At 63.6% G+C, this 18,649-nt stretch carries 15 protein-coding genes; 6 read left to right on the plus strand and 9 right to left on the minus strand.

The window, feature by feature from the left end; genetic code table 11:
- Positions 1–102: 102 nt before the first annotated feature.
- Positions 103–2,787 (plus strand): glycogen debranching protein GlgX, encoded by a 2,685-nt coding sequence (gene glgX / locus CSQ87_RS08780; protein WP_100513503.1) that lies wholly within the window; start codon positions 103–105, stop codon positions 2,785–2,787.
- Positions 2,788–2,880: 93 nt separating this feature from the next.
- Here the strand turns inward: glgX and rpsI are convergent, their stop codons facing one another.
- From rpsI to CSQ87_RS08815, 7 genes are all read right to left on the minus strand, one after another.
- Positions 2,881–3,372: a 30S ribosomal protein S9 gene (rpsI, locus tag CSQ87_RS08785; protein ID WP_100513504.1), complete on the minus strand. Its 492-nt coding sequence runs from the start codon at positions 3,370–3,372 to the stop codon at positions 2,881–2,883.
- A 23-nt stretch (positions 3,373–3,395) separates the two neighbouring features.
- Positions 3,396–3,845, minus strand: a complete 450-nt coding sequence (rplM, locus tag CSQ87_RS08790) for a 50S ribosomal protein L13 (protein WP_100513505.1) — start codon at positions 3,843–3,845, stop codon at positions 3,396–3,398.
- A 328-nt stretch (positions 3,846–4,173) separates the two neighbouring features.
- Positions 4,174–4,677 carry a very short patch repair endonuclease gene (locus tag CSQ87_RS08795; protein ID WP_279324848.1) on the minus strand — a complete coding sequence of 168 codons (504 nt, stop codon included), beginning with the start codon at positions 4,675–4,677 and terminating at the stop codon, positions 4,174–4,176.
- The gene (gene malQ / locus CSQ87_RS08800; protein WP_100513507.1) at positions 4,674–6,845 is read right to left on the minus strand and encodes a 4-alpha-glucanotransferase; all 2,172 of its coding nucleotides are present in this window, start codon (positions 6,843–6,845) and stop codon (positions 4,674–4,676) included. Before malQ ends, CSQ87_RS08795 begins: the two co-directional genes overlap by 4 nt.
- A gap of 230 nt (positions 6,846–7,075) precedes the next feature.
- The gene (locus tag CSQ87_RS08805; RefSeq protein WP_423734788.1) at positions 7,076–7,816 is read right to left on the minus strand and encodes an AbrB family transcriptional regulator; all 741 of its coding nucleotides are present in this window, start codon (positions 7,814–7,816) and stop codon (positions 7,076–7,078) included.
- Positions 7,817–7,877: 61 nt separating this feature from the next.
- Entirely contained in the window at positions 7,878–8,522 is a 645-nt protein-coding gene (locus CSQ87_RS08810) for an IMPACT family protein (RefSeq protein WP_100513508.1), read from the minus strand.
- A gap of 108 nt (positions 8,523–8,630) precedes the next feature.
- On the minus strand, positions 8,631–9,623 hold the full coding sequence (locus CSQ87_RS08815; RefSeq protein WP_165776812.1) for an NAD(P)-dependent oxidoreductase: 993 nt from the start codon (positions 9,621–9,623) through the stop codon (positions 8,631–8,633).
- Between the two features lie 619 nt (positions 9,624–10,242).
- On the opposite strand from CSQ87_RS08815, the gene CSQ87_RS08820 reads away from it, so the two are divergent.
- The 4 genes from CSQ87_RS08820 (at position 10,243) to hypD (ending at position 14,809) form a co-directional block, all read left to right on the plus strand.
- Positions 10,243–10,602 (plus strand): hypothetical protein, encoded by a 360-nt coding sequence (locus tag CSQ87_RS08820; protein WP_100513510.1) that lies wholly within the window; start codon positions 10,243–10,245, stop codon positions 10,600–10,602.
- A 187-nt stretch (positions 10,603–10,789) separates the two neighbouring features.
- Positions 10,790–11,572: a glycyl-radical enzyme activating protein gene (locus tag CSQ87_RS08825; protein WP_100513511.1), complete on the plus strand. Its 783-nt coding sequence runs from the start codon at positions 10,790–10,792 to the stop codon at positions 11,570–11,572.
- A gap of 218 nt (positions 11,573–11,790) precedes the next feature.
- Positions 11,791–11,988 (plus strand): hypothetical protein, encoded by a 198-nt coding sequence (locus CSQ87_RS08830; protein ID WP_100513512.1) that lies wholly within the window; start codon positions 11,791–11,793, stop codon positions 11,986–11,988.
- Between the two features lie 391 nt (positions 11,989–12,379).
- Entirely contained in the window at positions 12,380–14,809 is a 2,430-nt protein-coding gene (hypD, locus tag CSQ87_RS08835; protein WP_100513513.1) for a trans-4-hydroxy-L-proline dehydratase, read from the plus strand.
- 301 nt (positions 14,810–15,110) lie between these two features.
- Here the strand turns inward: hypD and CSQ87_RS08840 are convergent, their stop codons facing one another.
- Positions 15,111–16,007, minus strand: coding sequence for a DUF559 domain-containing protein (locus CSQ87_RS08840; protein WP_133122383.1), 897 nt, complete (start codon positions 16,005–16,007; stop codon positions 15,111–15,113).
- Positions 16,008–16,114: 107 nt separating this feature from the next.
- On the minus strand, positions 16,115–16,777 hold the full coding sequence (locus CSQ87_RS08845; RefSeq protein ID WP_165776813.1) for a TetR/AcrR family transcriptional regulator: 663 nt from the start codon (positions 16,775–16,777) through the stop codon (positions 16,115–16,117).
- Between the two features lie 275 nt (positions 16,778–17,052).
- Between CSQ87_RS08845 and CSQ87_RS08850 the strand changes: the two genes are divergently transcribed.
- On the plus strand, positions 17,053–18,606 hold the full coding sequence (locus tag CSQ87_RS08850) for an MFS transporter (RefSeq protein ID WP_100513516.1): 1,554 nt from the start codon (positions 17,053–17,055) through the stop codon (positions 18,604–18,606).
- Positions 18,607–18,649: the final 43 nt, after the last annotated feature.

Genomic DNA, 18,649 nt, shown 5'->3' on the forward strand with positions numbered 1-18,649 from the left:
CACCCAGCCAATCACCCACAATCCCCAGCCAATCACCCGGGGAAACGCCCGGAATCACCGCGATCCCCCGCCCCGGACACACCGTAAGAGGATAATGAGGTTATGGAGCGAACAACATTACATCGTTATGCGACCCGTCCGGGACTGTTCCTCACCGACGACGGCGGTGCCGACGCCGTCGTATGGTCCGAGACCGCCGATCAGGTATGGCTCTCCGTCATCGAGCCCATCGACCAGCCCAGCGCCTTCTACACCACCGCCACCCGTCTGCCGAAGAAATCCTCCATGCCGTTCGACCAGCAGATCGACATCTACCCCATCTGCTCGCGCATCATCGAGGACCAGTACTGCCGTGAGACCCTGTTCAAGATGGAGGGGCCCAACTACGGCATGTGGTACGTCCATCTGCCACGGGCATGGGACGGCATGCGCTACGGATACCGCGCCGCCGGCGCCTGGGACCCACAGCGCGGCGTGCAGTTCAACCCCTACAAGATTCTGCTCGACCCCTATGCCAAGGGCGTGGACGGCACCATGGAGATCTGCCCCGAGGCGTTCTCCTACCAGTGCACGGTCAAGGACGGCAAGGTGATCGGCGACCCGTACGGCAAGATGAGCGAACTGGATTCGCTGGGCCACGTCCCGCTGTCGACGGTCATCGACGACCGTGACACGCACAAGCACGAGGGTGATCCGAAGCACCCCCATGTGCCGTGGAGCAAGACCGTGATCTACGAGCTGCACGTCAAGGGCTTCACCAAGAACGCGCCGTGGATGCCCGAGGAGCTGCGCGGCACCTACGCGGGGCTCGCCCACCCCACCACCATCGCCTACCTGCAGAACCTCGGCATCACCACCGTGGAGCTGCTGCCGATCTTCGCCTCGCAGACCGAGGTCGGCATCGCCCAGCGGGGCAAGACCAACTACTGGGGCTACTCCACGCTGGGATACTTCTCCCCCAATCCGCAGTACGCCACCAAGCGGGCCCGCGAACTCGGCCCCACCGCCGTGCGTCAGGAAGTGATCGACATGGTCCGCGCCCTGCACGCCGGCGGCATCGAGGTCCTGCTCGACGTGGTGTACAACCACACCTGCGAGGGCGCCAACGACGGCCCCACCGTCTGCTGGCGCGGCCTCGACTCCGTGAGCTACTACCGACGCCGGTCCGACAACCCCGGCACGCTGATCGACACCACCGGATGCGGCAACACCCTCGACTTCACCAACACCCGCGTGATCGAATTCGCCGTGGATTCGCTGCGGTACTGGGCCAAGCGCATCGGCGTGGACGGCTTCCGCTTCGACCTCGGCGTCACGCTGGCCCGTCTGGAGGGCACGTTCAGCAAGCATCATCCGTTCCTGTACGCCCTGCGCAGCGATCTGATGCTCGGCAATCTCAAGCTGATCATGGAGCCGTGGGATCTGGGCGAGGGCGGGTGGCGCACCGGTCAGTTCGGCATCCCGTTCGCCGAGTGGAACGACCGGTTCCGCGACACCGCCCGCAAATTCTGGCTCACCGACGTGGACAGCCAGCACCACGGCCGCGGCAACGAGGTGGGCCTGCAGGAGATGGCCACCCGACTGTGCGGATCGGCCGACCTGTACGCCACGGACCCGGGACGCGGCGCGGTCAGCTCCATCAACTTCGTCTCCTGCCATGACGGCTTCACGATGACCGACCTGACCCGATACAGCCACAAGCACAACGAGGCCAACGGCGAGGAGAACCGCGACGGCACGGACATGAACCATTCGGTGAACTTCGGCGTGGAGGGACCGAGCGACGACGAGCTGATCGAGCGCAACCGCGAACGCGCGGCGCTGAACCTGTTCGGCACGCTGCTGATGAGTCTGGGCACGCCGATGATCCTCGCCGGCGACGAGTTCCGCAACACTCAGGGCGGCAACAACAACGCCTACTGTCAGGACAACGACATCAACTGGCTGAACTGGGATTGGCTGTACGCCAAGGAGAAAACGCCCGAGATGAGGCGGTTGGAGACGGTGACCGATCTGATCGCGATGCGCAAGTCGATCGACCTGTATCATCACGAGGATTTCTTCACGCTGCTGTCGATGCTGGGCCTGATGAAGCCGTCGAGCCGCGTGCAGTGGATTCTGCCGGACGGATCCGCCCCCGCGGAGCACGACTGGTTCGACAAGTCGGTCAGGGCGTTTGCCATGCGTCTGCTGTCCAACGTGGACGAGGACGTGATGATCGTGGTCAACGGCACCGACGACGACAAGGCGTTCGTGCTACCGGACGACACGTCGTGGAAGATGTTGTGGAGTTCCGCCTCGTTGGACGACGAGGGGCCGGTCCGGTTCGACGACGTGAACGACCTCGATGAGGTGAAGGCCGACGTGGCCGCCGAAGCGCATGAATTCGACGTCGCCTCGCAGGGATTCACCGACGAGGATCTGGCGTTCATGGACCGTCTGACGGCCAAGGCCCGGGCCGCGAACGCCGGATCCGCACCGGACGGATCGGAGGGGCCGACCGGGCCGAATGACGATCCGTTCACTCGGCACCGTCGGTGGATCCACCGCAACGATCGACTCAAGTCGGCGTGGAACGTCGACGACACGGCCAGCAGATCAGGCAGCGGATCAGGTGCGAATGCCCAGCAGATCCAGACGCAGCGTTCGGCCATGAACGCCGCATCGGCGGATCAGCAGACCGATGACGCCGACGTCGCCGCGGCGAACGAGGCCGCCGCACGACGGCACAACGATCCGTGGCTGATCTCGGAGCTGAGCATCAACCTGTTCAAGCAGCAGCGGTAGCCGGACGTAATCGCCCGGAAATAGGGAAAGCCCCTTCGTCCCACCAAGGAGACGAAGGGGCTTTCGCAGATACGCCGGATGCAGCGACCGAGCTTAACGCTTGGAGTACTGCGGGGCGCGACGAGCCTTGTGCAGACCGGCCTTCTTGCGCTCCACCGCACGGGCGTCACGAGTCAGGAAGCCAGCCTTCTTCAGGGCGGCGCGGTTGGCGTCACGATCGATGGCGTTCAGGGCGCGAGCCACGCCGAGACGGATGGCACCGGCCTGACCGGTGGTGCCGCCGCCGTCAACCAGAACGATGACGTCGAACTTGCCTTCGAGCTTCAGCAGAACGATCGGGGAGTTGACCTCACGCTGCTGGATCTTGCCCGGGAAGAACTCCTCGAGGGTGCGACCGTTGATGGTCCACTTGCCGGTGCCCGGAACCAGACGCACGCGAGCGACGGCTTCCTTACGACGGCCGGTGCCGTAGCCCGGAGCGATCGTGGAAGTACCGGTGCCAGCGCCGGCGTTGGTCTCGGAGGTGTACTGGGTGAGCTCCTCTTCGGTCTCCTGGACCGCGGAGTTTTCGATGTTTTCAGCCATTGCCTTTTCTCCTTTCGGTCCTATTACTTAGCCTGCTGAGAGACCTGGGTGATCTCGTAGGGAACGGGCTTCTGCGGGGTGTGCGGGTGCTCAGTGCCGGTGAAGATACGCAGGCGGGTGAGCTGCACCTTGGACAGACGGTTCTTCGGCATCATGCCCTTCACGGCGGAACGGATGATGCGAGCCGGATCCTTCTCCAGCAGCTCGCCGTAGGAAGCGGCGCGCAGACCACCCGGGAAACCGGAGTGCTGGTAGAGGTTCTTGTCGAGCTTGTTGCCGGAAATGGCGATCTTGTCGGCATTCACGATGACGACGAAGTTGCCGCCATCAGCGTGCGGAGCGAACGTCGGCTTGTTCTTGCCGCGCAGCAGGTTCGCAGTGACGGTGGCGAGACGGCCAAGCACCACGTCGGAGGCGTCGATGACGTACCACTCGTGGCTCAGATCGTTAGGCTTCGGTGAGAAAGTTTTCACGATATACCTTTTCTTTACTATTGTGTTCCGGGCAACTCCGGGTTGGTTAGGCCCTTGCTGCCTCATTATCCGTGGGCTCCCTGAAAGTCCTAATGGCGAGTGGGACAGCGCTTTTAAGGACCCCTCTAGGGAAACACAACAATCCACTAGCATACCGCGTTTTGCCGTGACGTCAAAACCAACAAGTCAATGCGACACGCCGATGATTTTCCGGCGATTCCCGTCCCCATCCTCGGCCACGATCCCCGGTCCCGCTCCCCCGGCCCGATCAGCCCGACGCCTGATCAGCCGACTCCCGATCAGTCTGATGTCTGATCACGGCGTCCGATCACGACGTCCGATCCTCCCGGCGTCCGGAATCGGCGACGATCTGCCCATACAGTCGTTCCAGCCGGGCCTCACGGGTCCGTTTGCCCAGCTCGCATTCCCAGACGACGATCACCCGCCAGCCCATCTCGGCCAGCTGCCGGTGCTGCCGCGCATCGCGTTCCCGATTGCGCGTCAGCTTCGCCGTCCAGAACTCCACGTTGGATTTCGGCATCGTATGCTTCGAGCAGCCCTCATGCATATGCCAGAAGCATCCGTTGACGAACACCACGGTATGCCATTTGGGCAGCACCACGTCGGGATGGCCCGGATACCGCCGGTCGTTCTTGCGGAACCGCAGTCCGCGGGCGAACAGATACCGCCGGACCATCACCTCGATGGAGGTGTCCTTGCCGCGAATGCGGGACATCACATAGCTGCGTGCCCCGCGTTCGTAGCGCGACGCCGGCGCCGATCCGGACTTCGACTTCGTCTTCCCAGCCGTTGCCGTGCCGGCCCGGCTCACTTCTCGCCGCGCATGACGGCGGCCAGCGACCGCAGCCGCGGGTTGTCGAACAGGCCGTCCAGCGACACGGCGTGGCCTTCCCCGTCGGCCAGCGGAATGCGCCAGTTCGGGTATTCGTTATCGGTGCCGGGCTGGTTCTGCGTACGGCGTTCGCCCACGCCATCGGTGATCGTGGCGCACAGCAGCTTCGACGGCGAGGCGCACAGCGCGCGATGCATGCCTTCGATGAGGTCCTGCTCGTGCTCGGCCTCGTTGTTCAGCCATCCGCGCTTGATCCATCCGCCGTCGGCCAGCATGGACAGCAGGGCGTTGTGCTCGCGCTGGGCATCGGCGAGGAACTCCTCGTAGCTGCCGGTAAGCAGGTTGAGCTCGTGGCGCAGCTTCACATGCACGTAGTTGAGATATCCGGCGGTGGGCGGAATGTCGTGCGTGGTGACCGAGGCCAGCGTGAGCGGACGCCAGTCCTGCGGCTTGCGGAACTTGCCGTCGCGCTGCTCGAACCATTCGATCGCGCAGCCGAGCAGACCGTGGGCGGCCAGCGATTCGGACATGTAGTCCGGCACCACGCCGAGGTCCTCGCCCACGACCACGCCGTGCGCACGCTTGGCCTCCAGCGCCAGAATGCCCATCATCACCGCGGAATCGTAGTACACGTAGGCGCCGTTCTTCGCGCCGCGGCCCTTCGGGATCCACCACAGGCGGAACAGACCGATGGCGTGGTCGATGCGCACGCCGCCCGCGTGGGCGAACATGCCGTGGACGATGTCCCTATACGCCTTGTAGCCGGTGGCGGCCAGATAGTTCGGGTTCAGCGGAGGCTGGCTCCAGTCCTGACCCTGCTGGTTGTAGAAGTCCGGCGGAGCGCCCACCGTGGCGCCGTAGGCGAATCGCTCGGGATTCCACCACACGTCGGAGCCCAGCGGATGCACGCCCACGGCCATGTCGGCCATCAGACCGATCTGCATGCCGGCCTCGCGCGCGGCCTTCTGTGCCTCGTCCAGCTGCTCGTCGGCGATCCATTCGAGCCAGCGGTAGAAGTCGAGAGTGTCGGGGTACTGCTCGCGCAGCTGCCTGACCTCATCGGATTCGCGGCCGAACCGCTTCACCCAGGAATCCGCCGCGGTGGTCGGCGCACCCCACTTGTCGTAGGCCAGGCACCAGGTGGCGTAGCCTTCCAGATCGGGCCCGGCCTGCTTCTTGTACTCGTCGAACTCGCGCTGGCGCTTCTCGCTGCGGCCGGCCTTGAAGATCGTCCACAGCGCGGGCATCTTCGCATCCCACATCGCATTGCGGTCGAGCTGCTCGGCGTTGTCGTTCAGCGCCTTGACGGAGTCGTGCAGCTTGCGGACCTGCGCCTTGTCCTCGTCGGAGAGCCGCTCGTATTCGGCGATCTGCTCCGGGGCGATGTACGTGAAGTTCACGAACCGGCGGGAGATCGGCAGATACGGCGACGGGGTGAGCGGGGTGCAGGGCTCGGCCGCGTGCACCGGGTTGATCAGCACGAAGTCCGATCCGGTCTTTTCCTTGGACTCGCACAGCATGGTCTTCAGATCGCCGAAGTCGCCGATGCCCCAGGACTTCGATGAGCGCACCGAATAGAACTGGGCCATCCATCCCCACAGGTGCCCGTGCTTCATCGGGTCGAGCAGCTCCACCTTCGCCGGGGCGCTGATCAGCGTGGCCGATTCGGTGCGGCCGTTCACCGTCACATGCAGGGTGTGGTACCCCAGCGGCACGTCGGCGGGAATCACGATGGCGGAGTTGACGATGAACCGGTCGTCGATCGGCTGGGCCATCGCGCCGTCACCCGCCACACCGGGCAGTTCGCCGGCGTAACGGCTGCCGTCCTCCAGCTCAAGCGTGGCCTTGGGAATGTCGAACACCCCGTGGTTCACCTTCACGCGGCTTTCCTGACCGGCGATATGCAGAATGGTGGGGGGAATCAGACGTTCGAAACGGTTCCGCGCATCCTTGCGCAACTCGGCTTCGACGGATTCTTCATTGGAGGCGTCAACGCCCAGACTGGCCAGCACATCGATCAGGACATCGTCATCGATCTCGATGTACTCTCCTTGCTGGCCGATATAGCTAGTGGCAACACCTTTGGCCTTCGCCAGCGCAATCAGCGGGCGGGAAAGGCGTTCCTCGGATTCTTCTCGCTTTTCCATGGTTTCAGCTTAACTCTGAAACATGCCGACGCACCGGTGGACATACCCAAAGTTGCGTTGGAAGCCTCAATTCCCAATCCGATGTTTACCTGCCGGCAATCCGCACCAAACCCGCACGTCATCTTGACGGCCTCACACGGGCGCGCACGGAATCACCGGAAATCTCACGAAATCAGGCGTGTCGTGCCGGACCACGCATCGTCGGCACGACGGATCGTCCTCGTTCGCCGTCACGCGGCGGACGCCCTGCGCTTCTCCACGGCATGCCGCACCTGAATATCCGCATCCTGAGACAGTCGTTCGATCGTCTCCTCCGAGGCGCTCGGATTCAGCGCCACGGCCCGGCGGATCATGGCAGTGAGCACCGCCGGACCGGGCTGGTCCTCGCTGACGCCGAACCGGGAGAGGTAGTCCAGGGTCTCGGGGTCGTTGCGCTCGTCCTGTGCCCCCTCCATGCGCATCTTCCACGAGGTGCGCGGATTGACCAGCGCGGCGGAGCGCACCTCCAGCTCGTCGTCCTTGGTGAGCCGGCCCACCAGCCAGTTCTTGTCGTCGGTGTTCTGCGCCACGGCCTTGCGCACGGCCATCTCGGGATCGACGCTGAGCTTGACGAGAATATTCGGGAACGGCATGTGCTCGGCCAGATACAGTCGGTCGGCCACCGCGGTATGCAGATTGCCCGCCACGGCCTCCAGCAGTGCGGTGGCGCGGGAGAACGCGGCCGCGTCGGAGGGATCCGGCAGCGGTCGACGGGCGAACTCCCCGAGCTCTTCGGGATCCACGGAATGGCGAAGACGCTCGTACGAGGCGGTCAGGGTCTCGTGGGCCTCGTCGGGTGCCGCCGGAGTCGCGGTCTGCTCGGACTGGGACTGGTCTGCCGGAGTCTGATCAGTCATGGGCTGATCGGACTGAGACTGATCAGTCGGGGTCTGCTCGGCCGGGGTCTGTTCGGGCTGGGACGTTTCGGCCATCGGCGTCGGCTGGGATTCAGGTGCTGCGGATTCGCTCATGCGCCATAGCTTAGTCGATCGCTCAGGCCGCGTCGGGGACCGGACGGTTCATGCTGCCGACGGTCTCCACGCTCACCGTGGCGTTGAACGTCTCGACCACGCGACGGGCGAAATCGTCCGCGGCCTGTTCGGGCACCGAGAACCGGGCGCTCACGCGGTCGGTGAACTGCTCGTCGTCCATCGTGCCGTTCGCCGCGGCGACCAGCTGGCGCATCATGGTCAGCTGCGCGTAGTCGAAGGTGGCGGCCATGCACCGGCAGGGCACGATGCTGGCTCCCTCGGCGGCCTTCACCGCCAGCGAGGCGGCGCTGGAATACGCGCGGATCAGTCCGCCGGAACCGAGCAGGATGCCGCCGAAATACCGGGTCACCGCCACCACGCAGTCGGTGAGCTCGCTCTGCCGCAGCACGTCGAGGATCGGCTTGCCCGCCGTGCCGGAGGGTTCGCCGTCATCGCTCATCCGCTCCCCCAGCTGCCCGTCGGAGCCGCCCCACACCGCGGCATAGGCCACATGCCGGGCCTTGGGATGCTGGTCGTGGATGGACTGCACGAAGGCCAGCGCCTCGGCGCCGGATTCGATGTGGCAGGCGTCGCCGATGAACTCGGACTTCTTTTCGACCAGCGAATCATGCGCCGGCCGGTCGGCGGGATTGAGCAACGTACGCATACGGCCTCCGGAAAATGGATCGGGAAACGGAAAAGAAATCAGACGGTACCGGTCAGACCACCAGTCAGTCAGACTATCGGTCAGGCGGTCAGGTCATCGGTCAGGCAGTCAGACCACGACGTTGTACGACTCGCCGTGCAGGAAGGCCACCGCGGCCCGCACGTTCTGCTCGACGATGCCTTCGAACGCCTCGGGGGACTTCCACGCCACATGCGGGGTCATCACCACGTTGTCCAGCGAGCGCAGCGGCGCGTCGGGCGGCAGCGGTTCGGGCGCGAACACGTCCACGCCGGCGGTCACGTCGCCGCGGGAGAGTCGGCGCTCCAGAGCCCCGGGGGCGATCAGCTCGGCCCGGGCCGTGTTGATCAGCATCGATCCCGGCCTCAGCAGGTCGAGCTGACGGTCGCCGATCATGCCTTCGGTGGCCTCGTTGAGTGCCAGATGCAGGCTGACCACGTCGGCGCGGGCGAACACGTCGTCCATGCTCGGCGCGGCCGAGGCCCCCAGTTCGGCGAGCGCGGCCCGGTCGGGGTGGCGGGACCATACCGTCACCGGCATGCCCAGTCCCCGGGCCAGCTGGGCCACCCGCCTGCCGATGCCGCCGAAGCCGACGAGGCCGAGCGTGCGGTGGGTGAGCTCCTCGATGTCGCTGATGGGCCATGCCGTGGGCCGCATCCGGGCGTTGAGCGTGCCGACCCGGTGGGTGAGCTCGAACATCAGGGCGATGGCGTGTTCGGCCACGGCGTTGTCGCCGTAATGCACGGCGTTGCAGACGCTGATGCCGAGCCGGGACGCCTGGGCGAGGTCCACGAAGCTGGCCACGCCGGTTCCGCCGAACGTGACACACCGGACCGTGCGCGACACGCGCTCGAGCAAATCATGCGAAAAGTGGATGCCGGTGGAGATCACCACCGTGGCGTCCTCCATGCGTTCGGCGAGGACGGTTTCGTCGGATTCGAGATCGTCGTACATGACCACGCGGGCCAAGCCGTCGAAGGCGTCGAGCCGGGAGGCGAACATCGGTACCATGGCGGGGAAGCAGATGGGAATCGACACCAGCGGCAGGTCCCGCCGCTCGACGTTTCTCGTAATCACGGTCATGGCCTCCAGCATAGCCGTACGCCGGCGGCGCGACGGGATTCGTCCGCCGATCCCAGCCCTGATCGGTTTTGCGGCGGCCTCTTGTCGATCGGAGACCGCCTTCAATCGGCCGTCATCCGATCATCGTCCGTTCACCATTCGGTCACTGTTCGTTCATCGAAAACCGTCCGTCACCTCATCAGCCGGGCGTGACGGACGACAATGAATCGGCGACGCGAAAAGGATTAGCCTTTGGCGAAAAGTCCGTCAGATGATGGCGATCGACACGGCGATCGGCTTACCGGACCCGGGAATTTCCGCTATCGTATGAACCGGAGACGGGCGGACAATGGCGTACCTCCGTCCCCGCCTTTTATCCGTCTGCTTCCCGCTTGCATCGTCCTCGGTAATCGTCCTCGGTATCGGTATCGTCCTCATCTTCCGTTCGGTTCCGTCCGTCTGTCCCGTCCGTCTGGTTTCCGTCCGTTCGTGGTCATCCCGCCCGAAATCAGGTGACGTCGATCTACCATGTGTTCATCCGCGATGCGATCATCCGCGGTTGCGGCGGTCCGCGACGATCACCGCGATCCCATCGCATCGCCCCGATCATCAGACACCCGATCACCCGAAAGGACCGGCCATGCGTTCCGTCATTCTGTCCGAAGCCGATTTCTGGACCATCCACGACCCCGAGATCCTCAACGATTCGTTCGCCCGCATCGTCGCGGTCGTGCTCGACACCCGCAAGGACCGGCTGCCCGAGGACAATCCCTCCGCCCGCCACGATTGCCAGGCCATCGCCGACGAATTCATCGAGAAGACCAACGAGATCCTCGCCGACAGTCCGTTCCGGTACGAGCCTCGCAAGGGCGTGACCTACGACTTCGATCACGAGCCCGACGCCGACGACATCGCGCGGGCGAATCAGGAGCTGAGCGACACCTACGAGGCGCGGATCGTCGACCTGTTCTGGGGTCTGGTGCCGCAGCACGCCCGCTGACGGACGGCCCGACCCGCGATCATCTGGCCGTGTGCCGTGTGCCCGTGTGCCCGTGCGGTTTCCGTCGGCGGCGTGATTTCCGTCTCCGGTGCGGTTTCCGATGTGTTTCCCGCCGCCGACCGATGACATGTCGTTAACACACGGCGTGCCTATGGTTGGTGGAAACCGAATCGGAAAGGGGGATCCCATGCCGTCACGGACACCGTACGTGTTCAACATCCAGCATTTCTCCACGCATGACGGGCCGGGCATTCGCACCACCATCTTCTTCAAGGGATGCCCGCTGCGCTGCCAGTGGTGCCACAATCCAGAAAGCCAGTTGTTCGAGCCGGAGATCATGACCCAGAACGACGGGAAGAAGGAGCTCGTCGGCAAGCAGTACACCATCGACGAGCTGATGACCGACGTACTCAAGGACCACATGATCTACGACCAGTCCGGCGGCGGCGTCACGCTCTCCGGCGGCGAGGTGCTGGCCATGGACCGCGACTACATCCTCGAGCTCGCCCGGCGGCTCGACGAGCAGGAGGTCAGCATCGGCATCGACACCTGCGGCGTGGCCGCCACCCGGACCGTCGAGCAGATCTGCGAATACGCCGACTTCTTCCTGTACGACCTGAAGTTCATCGACGACGACCTGCACCGCAAGTACACCGGCGGATCTAACCATCTGGTGCTCAAGAACCTGCAGGTGCTCGCCGCGAACAACGCCCGCATCTTCCTGCGACTCATCATGCTGCCCGGCATCAACACCAGCACCGACATGATCGAGCGGACGATGCTGTGGCTGCGCACCAACAACATCCCCGTCGAACAGGTGGACATCCTGCCCTACCACAAGTACGGCATGGACAAGTACGCCAAGCTCGGCCGCAAGGCCATCTACTTCGAGGTCCCCGAGGACGACGAGATGCAGCGCGTCAAAAGCGAGATCGAGAAGTTCTACGACAACGTGACCATCGGCGGATGACCAGCGGCCGGATGACCGGATTGGGTGACCGGTAGCCGGATGACCGGTAGCCAGATGACCAGTGGCCGTGCGATAATCGGCCGTGGATCCGATGCCCGCATCGCGTCCGCATCGCCCGTGTTGCGGTCCTGTTACGCCGACCACGACACGCATAACACAACGGCGTTACGATAGCCCCGATACCACAAGCGGTATCCGATACCAAGACGGAGGGAGGCATGGCGATGAACGATTGCATGACCAGCAATGGCATGATGAGCAATCACATGGTTGGCATCGAAATCGTGGCCGATTCGCCGATCTCCGCGTCCGCCTGCATTCCCGGTCTGATGGCGATGACCGGCTGCGCGTATTCCCGCAAGCGCAGTCAGGGACATCCCGGCGCACGCAGCGGCGCGGAAACCATTCTCAAATAACGTTCGCACGCGCATTGGGGCGCGTGGCGGCTCGCAAAGCGACTCACATGGCTGTTCGCGAAGCGGCTCACGAAGCGGAACATTTTCGTCGGGATTCGTACGAGGCTTCGTTGATCACCTCATCAGTCGGCTTTCACCGATTCACGGGCTCGCCTGTCGGCTTTCGTCCATTTCCGGCTCGCCTGCAAACGGCTCTGCCGTTTGCTTTACGGCGAAATCCTGCACGGGGTTCTTCTGCCTTCCCCTTGAGGGGAAGGTGTCCGACTACGTCGGACGGATGAGGTGACAGGCCATACGCCAAGGCAACAGACCACACTCCCCGACCATATTCTTCACTCCATAACCCACAATCCAATATCCACAACCCACAACCATCAAGAGGAATCACATCATGACCACTGCAACGATCACGCCGGTCGACACCACCACCGGCATCAACTGGGACGAGAAGCGCGGCTCGACCATGCGCACCAAGCGGCTGCGCGAGCTGAGCGAGACCACGCATCCGAGCATCTCGCTCGAGCGCGCGCTCATCGAAACCGAGGTGTACAAGCAGTACGAGGGCAAGGTGCCCACGCCGGTGCTGCGCGGCATCTTCTTCAAGACGCTGATGGAGAAGCGCACGCTGTACTTGGGCGACGATGAGCTGATCGTCGGCGAGAAGGGCGTCGGCCCGCAGTCCGCGCCGACCTTCCCCGAACTGTGCTGCCACAGCCTCGAGGACTTCGACAACATGAACAACCGCGAGCACGTCTCCTTCTCGGTGACCGAGGAGCAGAAGGAGATCCAGCGCGACGTGATCATCCCGTTCTGGCAGGATCGCGCATCCATGACCAAGATGATGAAGATGCTGCCCGAGGAATGGCATCTGCTGTTCGAAGGCGGTATGTACACCGAGTTCATGGCCCAGCGCGGACCGGGCCACACCGTGGCCGACGGCAAGATCTACAAGTCCGGCTACGCGGACTTCATGAAGCGCATCGACGACGAGCTCGCCGCCATCGACTACAACAACGACATGGACGCCGAGCACAAGCAGGCCGAACTGCAGGCCATGCATCTGGTGTGCGAAGGCATGATCATCCTCGGTCAGCGCTACGCCGCCCTGGCCCGCGAAAAGGCCGCCGAGTGCGACGACCCGGTGCGCCGCGAGGAGCTCGAGCAGCTCGCCGAGGTGTGCGACCGCGTGCCGGCCCATGCGCCGCGCACATTCCGCGAGGCGATCCAGATGTACTGGTTCACCCACATCGGCGTCACCAGCGAAATGAACAACTGGGACGCCTACTCCCCCGGCAAGTTCGACCAGCACCTTGAGCCCTTCTACAACAAGGAGATCGCCGCCGGCACGCTCACCCGCGATCAGGCGCGCGAATACCTGGAGTGCCTGTGGGTGAAGTTCAACAACCAGCCGGCCCCGCCGAAGGTGGGCATCACGCTGAAGGAGTCCGCCACCTACACCGATTTCTGCAACTTCAACACCGGCGCGCTGCGTCCGGACGGCACCTGCGGCGTGAGCGACGTGAGCTACCTGATCCTTGAGGTCATGGACGAGATGAAGCTGCTGCAGCCGAGCTCGAACGTGCAGATCAGCCGCAAGACCCCGGAGCACTTCCTGCACGAGGCCGTGAAGATCAGCCGCAAGGGCTGGGGCCAGCCGGCGTTCTACAACTCCGACGCCATCATCCAGGAGCTGCTGAACATGGGCAAGTCGCTGGACGACGCCCGCGAGGCCGGCATCGCCTCCGGCTGCGTGGAGACCGGCACCGCCGGCAAGGAAGCCTACGTGCTCACCGGCTACCTGAACGTGCCGAAGGTGCTGGAGCTGGTGATGTACCGCGGCTACGACCACTACACGAACAAGAAGATCGGCATCGACTGCGGCGATCCGCGTGATTTCAAGAGCTTCGACGAGCTGTACGCCGCGTTCGAGAAGGAGCTCAAGTACGTCACCGACATCAAGGTGGCCGGCAACAACCTCATCGAGCGCCTGTTCATGGACACCCTGCCCGTGCCGCTGCTCTCGGTGATCACCGACGACTGCATCGCCAAGGCCAAGGACTACAACTGCGGCGGTGCCCGCTACAACACGAGCTACATCCAGTGCGTGGGCATGGGCACCGTCACCGACTCGCTCACCGTGTTCAAGAAGCAGGTCTTCGAAGACAAGCGCTTCTCCATGGACGAGGTGCTCGCCGCCTGCGAGGCCGACTTCAAGGGCTACGACGACATGTTCGACCAGGTGTTCAACCACACTCCGAAGTACGGCAACGACGACGACTACGCCGACGACGTGCTGCGCGAGGTCTCCGGTTCGCTGCAGAAGATCGTGGCGGGCCGCCCGACCCCGAAGGGATCCAAGACCATCGTGGAGTTCCTGCCGACCACCTGCCACGTGTACTTCGGCCAGACGATGCTCGCCTCCCCGAACGGCCGCCACGAGCACATCGCCCTGCCCGACGGCATCGCCCCGGAGAAGGGCGCGGACATCAACGGCCCGACCGCCGTGATCCGTTCCGCCGCGAAGATGGACCAGCTCAAGACCGGTGGCGCGCTGCTCAACCAGAAGTTCACGCCGCAGGTCGTGGCCGGCAAGAAGGGCATCCTCGGCATGAGCGCCCTGATCCGCAGCTACTTCGCCATGGACGGCCACCACATCCAGTTCAACGTGATCGACCGCGCCACGCTGATCGACGCGCAGAAGCACCCGGAGCAGTACAAGGACCTCATCGTCCGCGTGGCCGGCTACTCCGACTACTTCAACAACCTGGACAAGGCCCTGCAGGACGAGATCATCGCCCGCACCGAGCAGACCCTGTACTGAGCGGCAACCCATCCGGTCCCCTCGCATGGCCGGAACGGCACCCATCATCCTGTGATGAAGGCCGTTCCGGCCGTTTTCATGACCTATCTCCATTCTGAGGGCAGATTTCACCCCTCTGCAGACATCTATCTCCATTCTTGGGGTCATTCAATGGCGATATCCCATGTATCGTCGTTGCAATGTCAACGTTCATAGATCGGTTTCGCCGTCTCAACGACCCTCAGAACGCAGATAGGTGTCTGCAAGCCGGCAAATCCGCCCCACAGAATGGAGTTAGCATTCGCAAGCCGTCCGAGATCGCTCATCGGCACTGCAACGTGCCATAACGCCATGAGCGTCCATCGGCCAATCGCTCCACGCTCCTACGAACAAGCGGCAGAGCGATTCCCGTCTTCTGCCTGATCCTCAACGCCACCCGTTCGACCAGAGCGGCACGAGCCGCCTCATCGCGAAGATCCTCATAGAACACCTTGATGACCGACCAACCCATGTTTTCCAGCGCCTCTCGCCGGCCGTTGTCCTGTTTCCACTGCCGCCCATGGTGTTCGCCGTCATATTCAATGGCGATCATCCATTCGGGATACGCCATATCGAGAAAGTACCCGCGCTTCCCCGCACCACCGCATGACACCGGATAGTTCACCTCCGGGCACGGCAATCCGTACATCATCAGGACAAGCCTCAGCCGTGTCTCATACGAGGAGTCCGTCCCCTCACGGGCGAGCCTCAGCGCCTGACGACATTTCCGCTTGCCGTCGAATCGCCCCTCGACGCTTTCGAACTCGGCGATCAGCGTTTCCAACCCCACCCGGTGCAGTCGACCATCGCGACGCATCAGACAATCGGTCAACACCACGAGTTCTTCCAGCGACAGCACCGCCGCGTAATGCATCCACACATCCGGCAGTGCCACGCATCGAAACCGCCGATCCACCAACACCTCGTCGAACGGCCTCGAATACCGATGAAAGGCGACACCGCGCAGGTTTCTCTTACCGCCACCGCCCCGAACCGCGACATGAAGACGCCGCTTATCCAGCACATGCTCCATCGGAAGCTCCACGGATTGCAGCTCCAATGCAGTGCACAGGTCGTACACCAATCCGGCTTTCGTTCCGCTCTGAACTTCGGCACAGACCTGCGCCCTTTGATACTTCGCCGCGGTAAGATGCCGCACCGTTATCGATTGATCATTCACGACTCTCACGCTAGGAGGATTCCCCACACAAGGAAAGCGCCTCCTGAAAAATGTGGATAACTCGACTTCCCCCAGCTGCAGACCGACGATCAGCCGTAGGCAGACAGTCACTCGGCCGGCAGTTCTGCGGTGAGATAGTCCAGATATTCGCGGAAGCGCGTGGCGAGCGGCTCGCCGTCGAATCCGGCGCGCTTCTCCTCGATGCGGCGGTGCAGCAGACCGGCATAGCCGAACACCATGAGTTCGTTGATCACCTGCATACGCTGCTCATCCATCCCCGAACACAGCGGCCGCAGCACGAGCAGGTTGCGCTCCAACAGGGAGAACGAGGAGAAGATCGGCGACAGCGCCAGTTCTTCGGGGGCCTGCCGTTCCTCGGGAAACAGCCGATAGTACTGTTCGCAGATGTCGGTGAGCGACTGGCTGTGCGCGCCGAAGAAGATGCGTTCGAACGCCTCCGGATGCCGGTCGGACACCTCGCAGAACACCTCCCAGGTGACGAAGAGCCGTTCCTGATCGCTATGGCAGTCCGTCAGCCGTTCGACCACCGCCCGGTTGTACATGCTCAGGTATTTGAGCGACGCGTAGAGGATCAGCTGGTCGAGATCACTGAAGTACAGGTACAGCGTGGCGCTGTTGTATCCGGCGTCGGCGGCCACGTCGCGGATGGTGACCCGGTCCGGTCCCTTGTCCTCCATGATCCGCTGCGCCGACGAGATGAACGCGACCAGCGTGCGCTGCCGCCGTCGGTCACGACCGCTCATGTTCATGATGGCTCCCTTCCGTACCACTGCTTCCGTACCCTGACAAGCCCCCCGCGAATTCCCGTGACTTCCCTTGCGAACGGCCGGCATCCCCCGATACCACCGAGGGCCGCGATACCATTGTGCCCCCTTGTGTCGCCAGTATTGTCTCCCTGCGAATGATCGGTCATGTAACCGCAAACCACACCATGTAACTGACCGGAAATGCTTCGGTAATCATGATTACAAACTAATCATGTTTATTACATCATATCCATACCGCCTCATCCGGGAGGGTGAATATGAACGCCATCAAGGAACATGCCATAGGACTCAAGCACAACATCGTCACACTGATCCTGCTGTCATTCGCCGGCTCGATCATCTACGGACTGCCGTACTTCCGCACCTACTACTACGACGCGTATCAGCAGATGTACCATCTGACCAACACGCAGATCGGCGCGCTCGGCAGCGCCTACGGTCTGCTCGGCGTCTTCTCGTACGCCATCGGCGGCATCCTCGCCGACAAGTTCGGCGCGAAGAAGCTCATGATCTTCTCGCTCACCGCCACCGGCCTCGGCGGCTTCCTGCACCTGTTCATCACCGACTTCCACATGCTGGTGGCCATCTACCTGCTGTGGGGCGTCACCTCGCTGCTCACCTTCTGGCCCGCCCTGATGAAGATCACCCGCATGCAGGGCATCGAGGACGAGCAGAGCCGCGTCTACGGCATCTTCGAAGGCGGCCGAGGCGTATTCGGCGCCGCGCATCTGGCCGTCGCCACCGCGATCTTCGGTTTCTTCCAGGCCAGGACCCTGCCCGCACTGGGCATCCGGTGGATCATCGTGTTCTACTCGGTGGCCCCGCTGATCCTCGCCGTGATCTTCGCGTTCCTGATCAAGGAGCCCAAGGCCGCCACCGCGCAGTCAGCCGCGGCACAGTCAGCCGCCGCCCAGACCTCCGCAGCGGAAGCCTCCGCCAACACCGGCACCGCCAAGGCCGAAGCCGACGCCGCCGAAACCGCGGCCGAGGAATCCGCCGACGCCAAGGACTCCGGCCTCACCCTGCACAGCGCACTGGCCCTGCTGCGCATGCCCGCCCTGTGGCTCATCATCCTGATGGTGTTCACCACCTATTCGATCCGCATGTCGATCTTCTACTTCGCCCCGTTCTCCAGCAACATCGTCGGCACCACCGCCGTCGTGGCCGCCATGGTTTCGGCGTGGCAGCAGTACGTGCGCCCGTTCGCTGCACCCGGCGGAGGCTTTCTCGCCGATCGCATCGGCCGCGGCAACGCCATGACCGGCGGCTACATCCTCATGGGTCTCGGCACCGCACTGCTCTTCCTCGTGCTGCGCATGAGCGGCACCGCGCAGATGGTCATGCTGGTGTTCGCCTGCTCGATCGTGTACTTCGGCGTCTTCTCCAACTACGGTCTGCTCTACTCGTTCCTCACCGAGGGCGGCGTGCCGCTGGGCGTCTACGGGTTCGCGGTCGGCGTGGTCTCCACGGTCGGCTACCTGCCCGAAGTGCTCTGCCCGCTGCTGGCCGGCGTCACGCTCGACAAGTACGCCGGATCGACCGGCTACTTCATCTACTTCGGCTTTATGATCGCCATGACCGTGATCGGTCTGGCCCTCTCGGTGCTGTGGACCAACACCTTCGGCAGGCGGTACAAGCAGCAGCAGATCCGCGAGCGCGAGGCGAAGGCCCGGGCCGATCGGGCCGCCGGAGCCGCCGCCAAGGAGGACACGGTGCTGGTGGCGTCCGTCACCAAGGGACCGGTTTCCGGATCGGCTGCGACCGTCACCACCGGTTCGGTCGCTGGCAAGCCGCAGGCCCAACTGGGCTGACCGGACGGCCGTGATCAGTCAGTTAGTCACACCGGACTGATCG

Origin of the sequence: Bifidobacterium simiarum (assembly GCF_002802905.1) — a bacterium.
In the GTDB taxonomy this organism is placed as follows: domain Bacteria; phylum Actinomycetota; class Actinomycetes; order Actinomycetales; family Bifidobacteriaceae; genus Galliscardovia; species Galliscardovia simiarum.

Coding starts and splice junctions, on each gene's coding strand:
- CSQ87_RS08810 (WP_100513508.1), bottom strand. CDS start 8,522: ATGCGTACGTTGCTCAATCCCGCCGACCGGCCGGCGCATGATTCGCTG.
- glgX (WP_100513503.1), top strand. CDS start 103: ATGGAGCGAACAACATTACATCGTTATGCGACCCGTCCGGGACTGTTC.
- CSQ87_RS08830 (WP_100513512.1), top strand. CDS start 11,791: ATGGCGATGAACGATTGCATGACCAGCAATGGCATGATGAGCAATCAC.
- hypD (WP_100513513.1), top strand. CDS start 12,380: ATGACCACTGCAACGATCACGCCGGTCGACACCACCACCGGCATCAAC.
- CSQ87_RS08805 (WP_423734788.1), bottom strand. CDS start 7,816: ATGGCCGAAACGTCCCAGCCCGAACAGACCCCGGCCGAGCAGACCCCG.
- CSQ87_RS08845 (WP_165776813.1), bottom strand. CDS start 16,777: ATGAACATGAGCGGTCGTGACCGACGGCGGCAGCGCACGCTGGTCGCG.
- malQ (WP_100513507.1), bottom strand. CDS start 6,845: ATGGAAAAGCGAGAAGAATCCGAGGAACGCCTTTCCCGCCCGCTGATT.
- CSQ87_RS08815 (WP_165776812.1), bottom strand. CDS start 9,623: ATGACCGTGATTACGAGAAACGTCGAGCGGCGGGACCTGCCGCTGGTG.
- CSQ87_RS08825 (WP_100513511.1), top strand. CDS start 10,790: ATGCCGTCACGGACACCGTACGTGTTCAACATCCAGCATTTCTCCACG.
- CSQ87_RS08820 (WP_100513510.1), top strand. CDS start 10,243: ATGCGTTCCGTCATTCTGTCCGAAGCCGATTTCTGGACCATCCACGAC.
- CSQ87_RS08850 (WP_100513516.1), top strand. CDS start 17,053: ATGAACGCCATCAAGGAACATGCCATAGGACTCAAGCACAACATCGTC.
- rpsI (WP_100513504.1), bottom strand. CDS start 3,372: ATGGCTGAAAACATCGAAAACTCCGCGGTCCAGGAGACCGAAGAGGAG.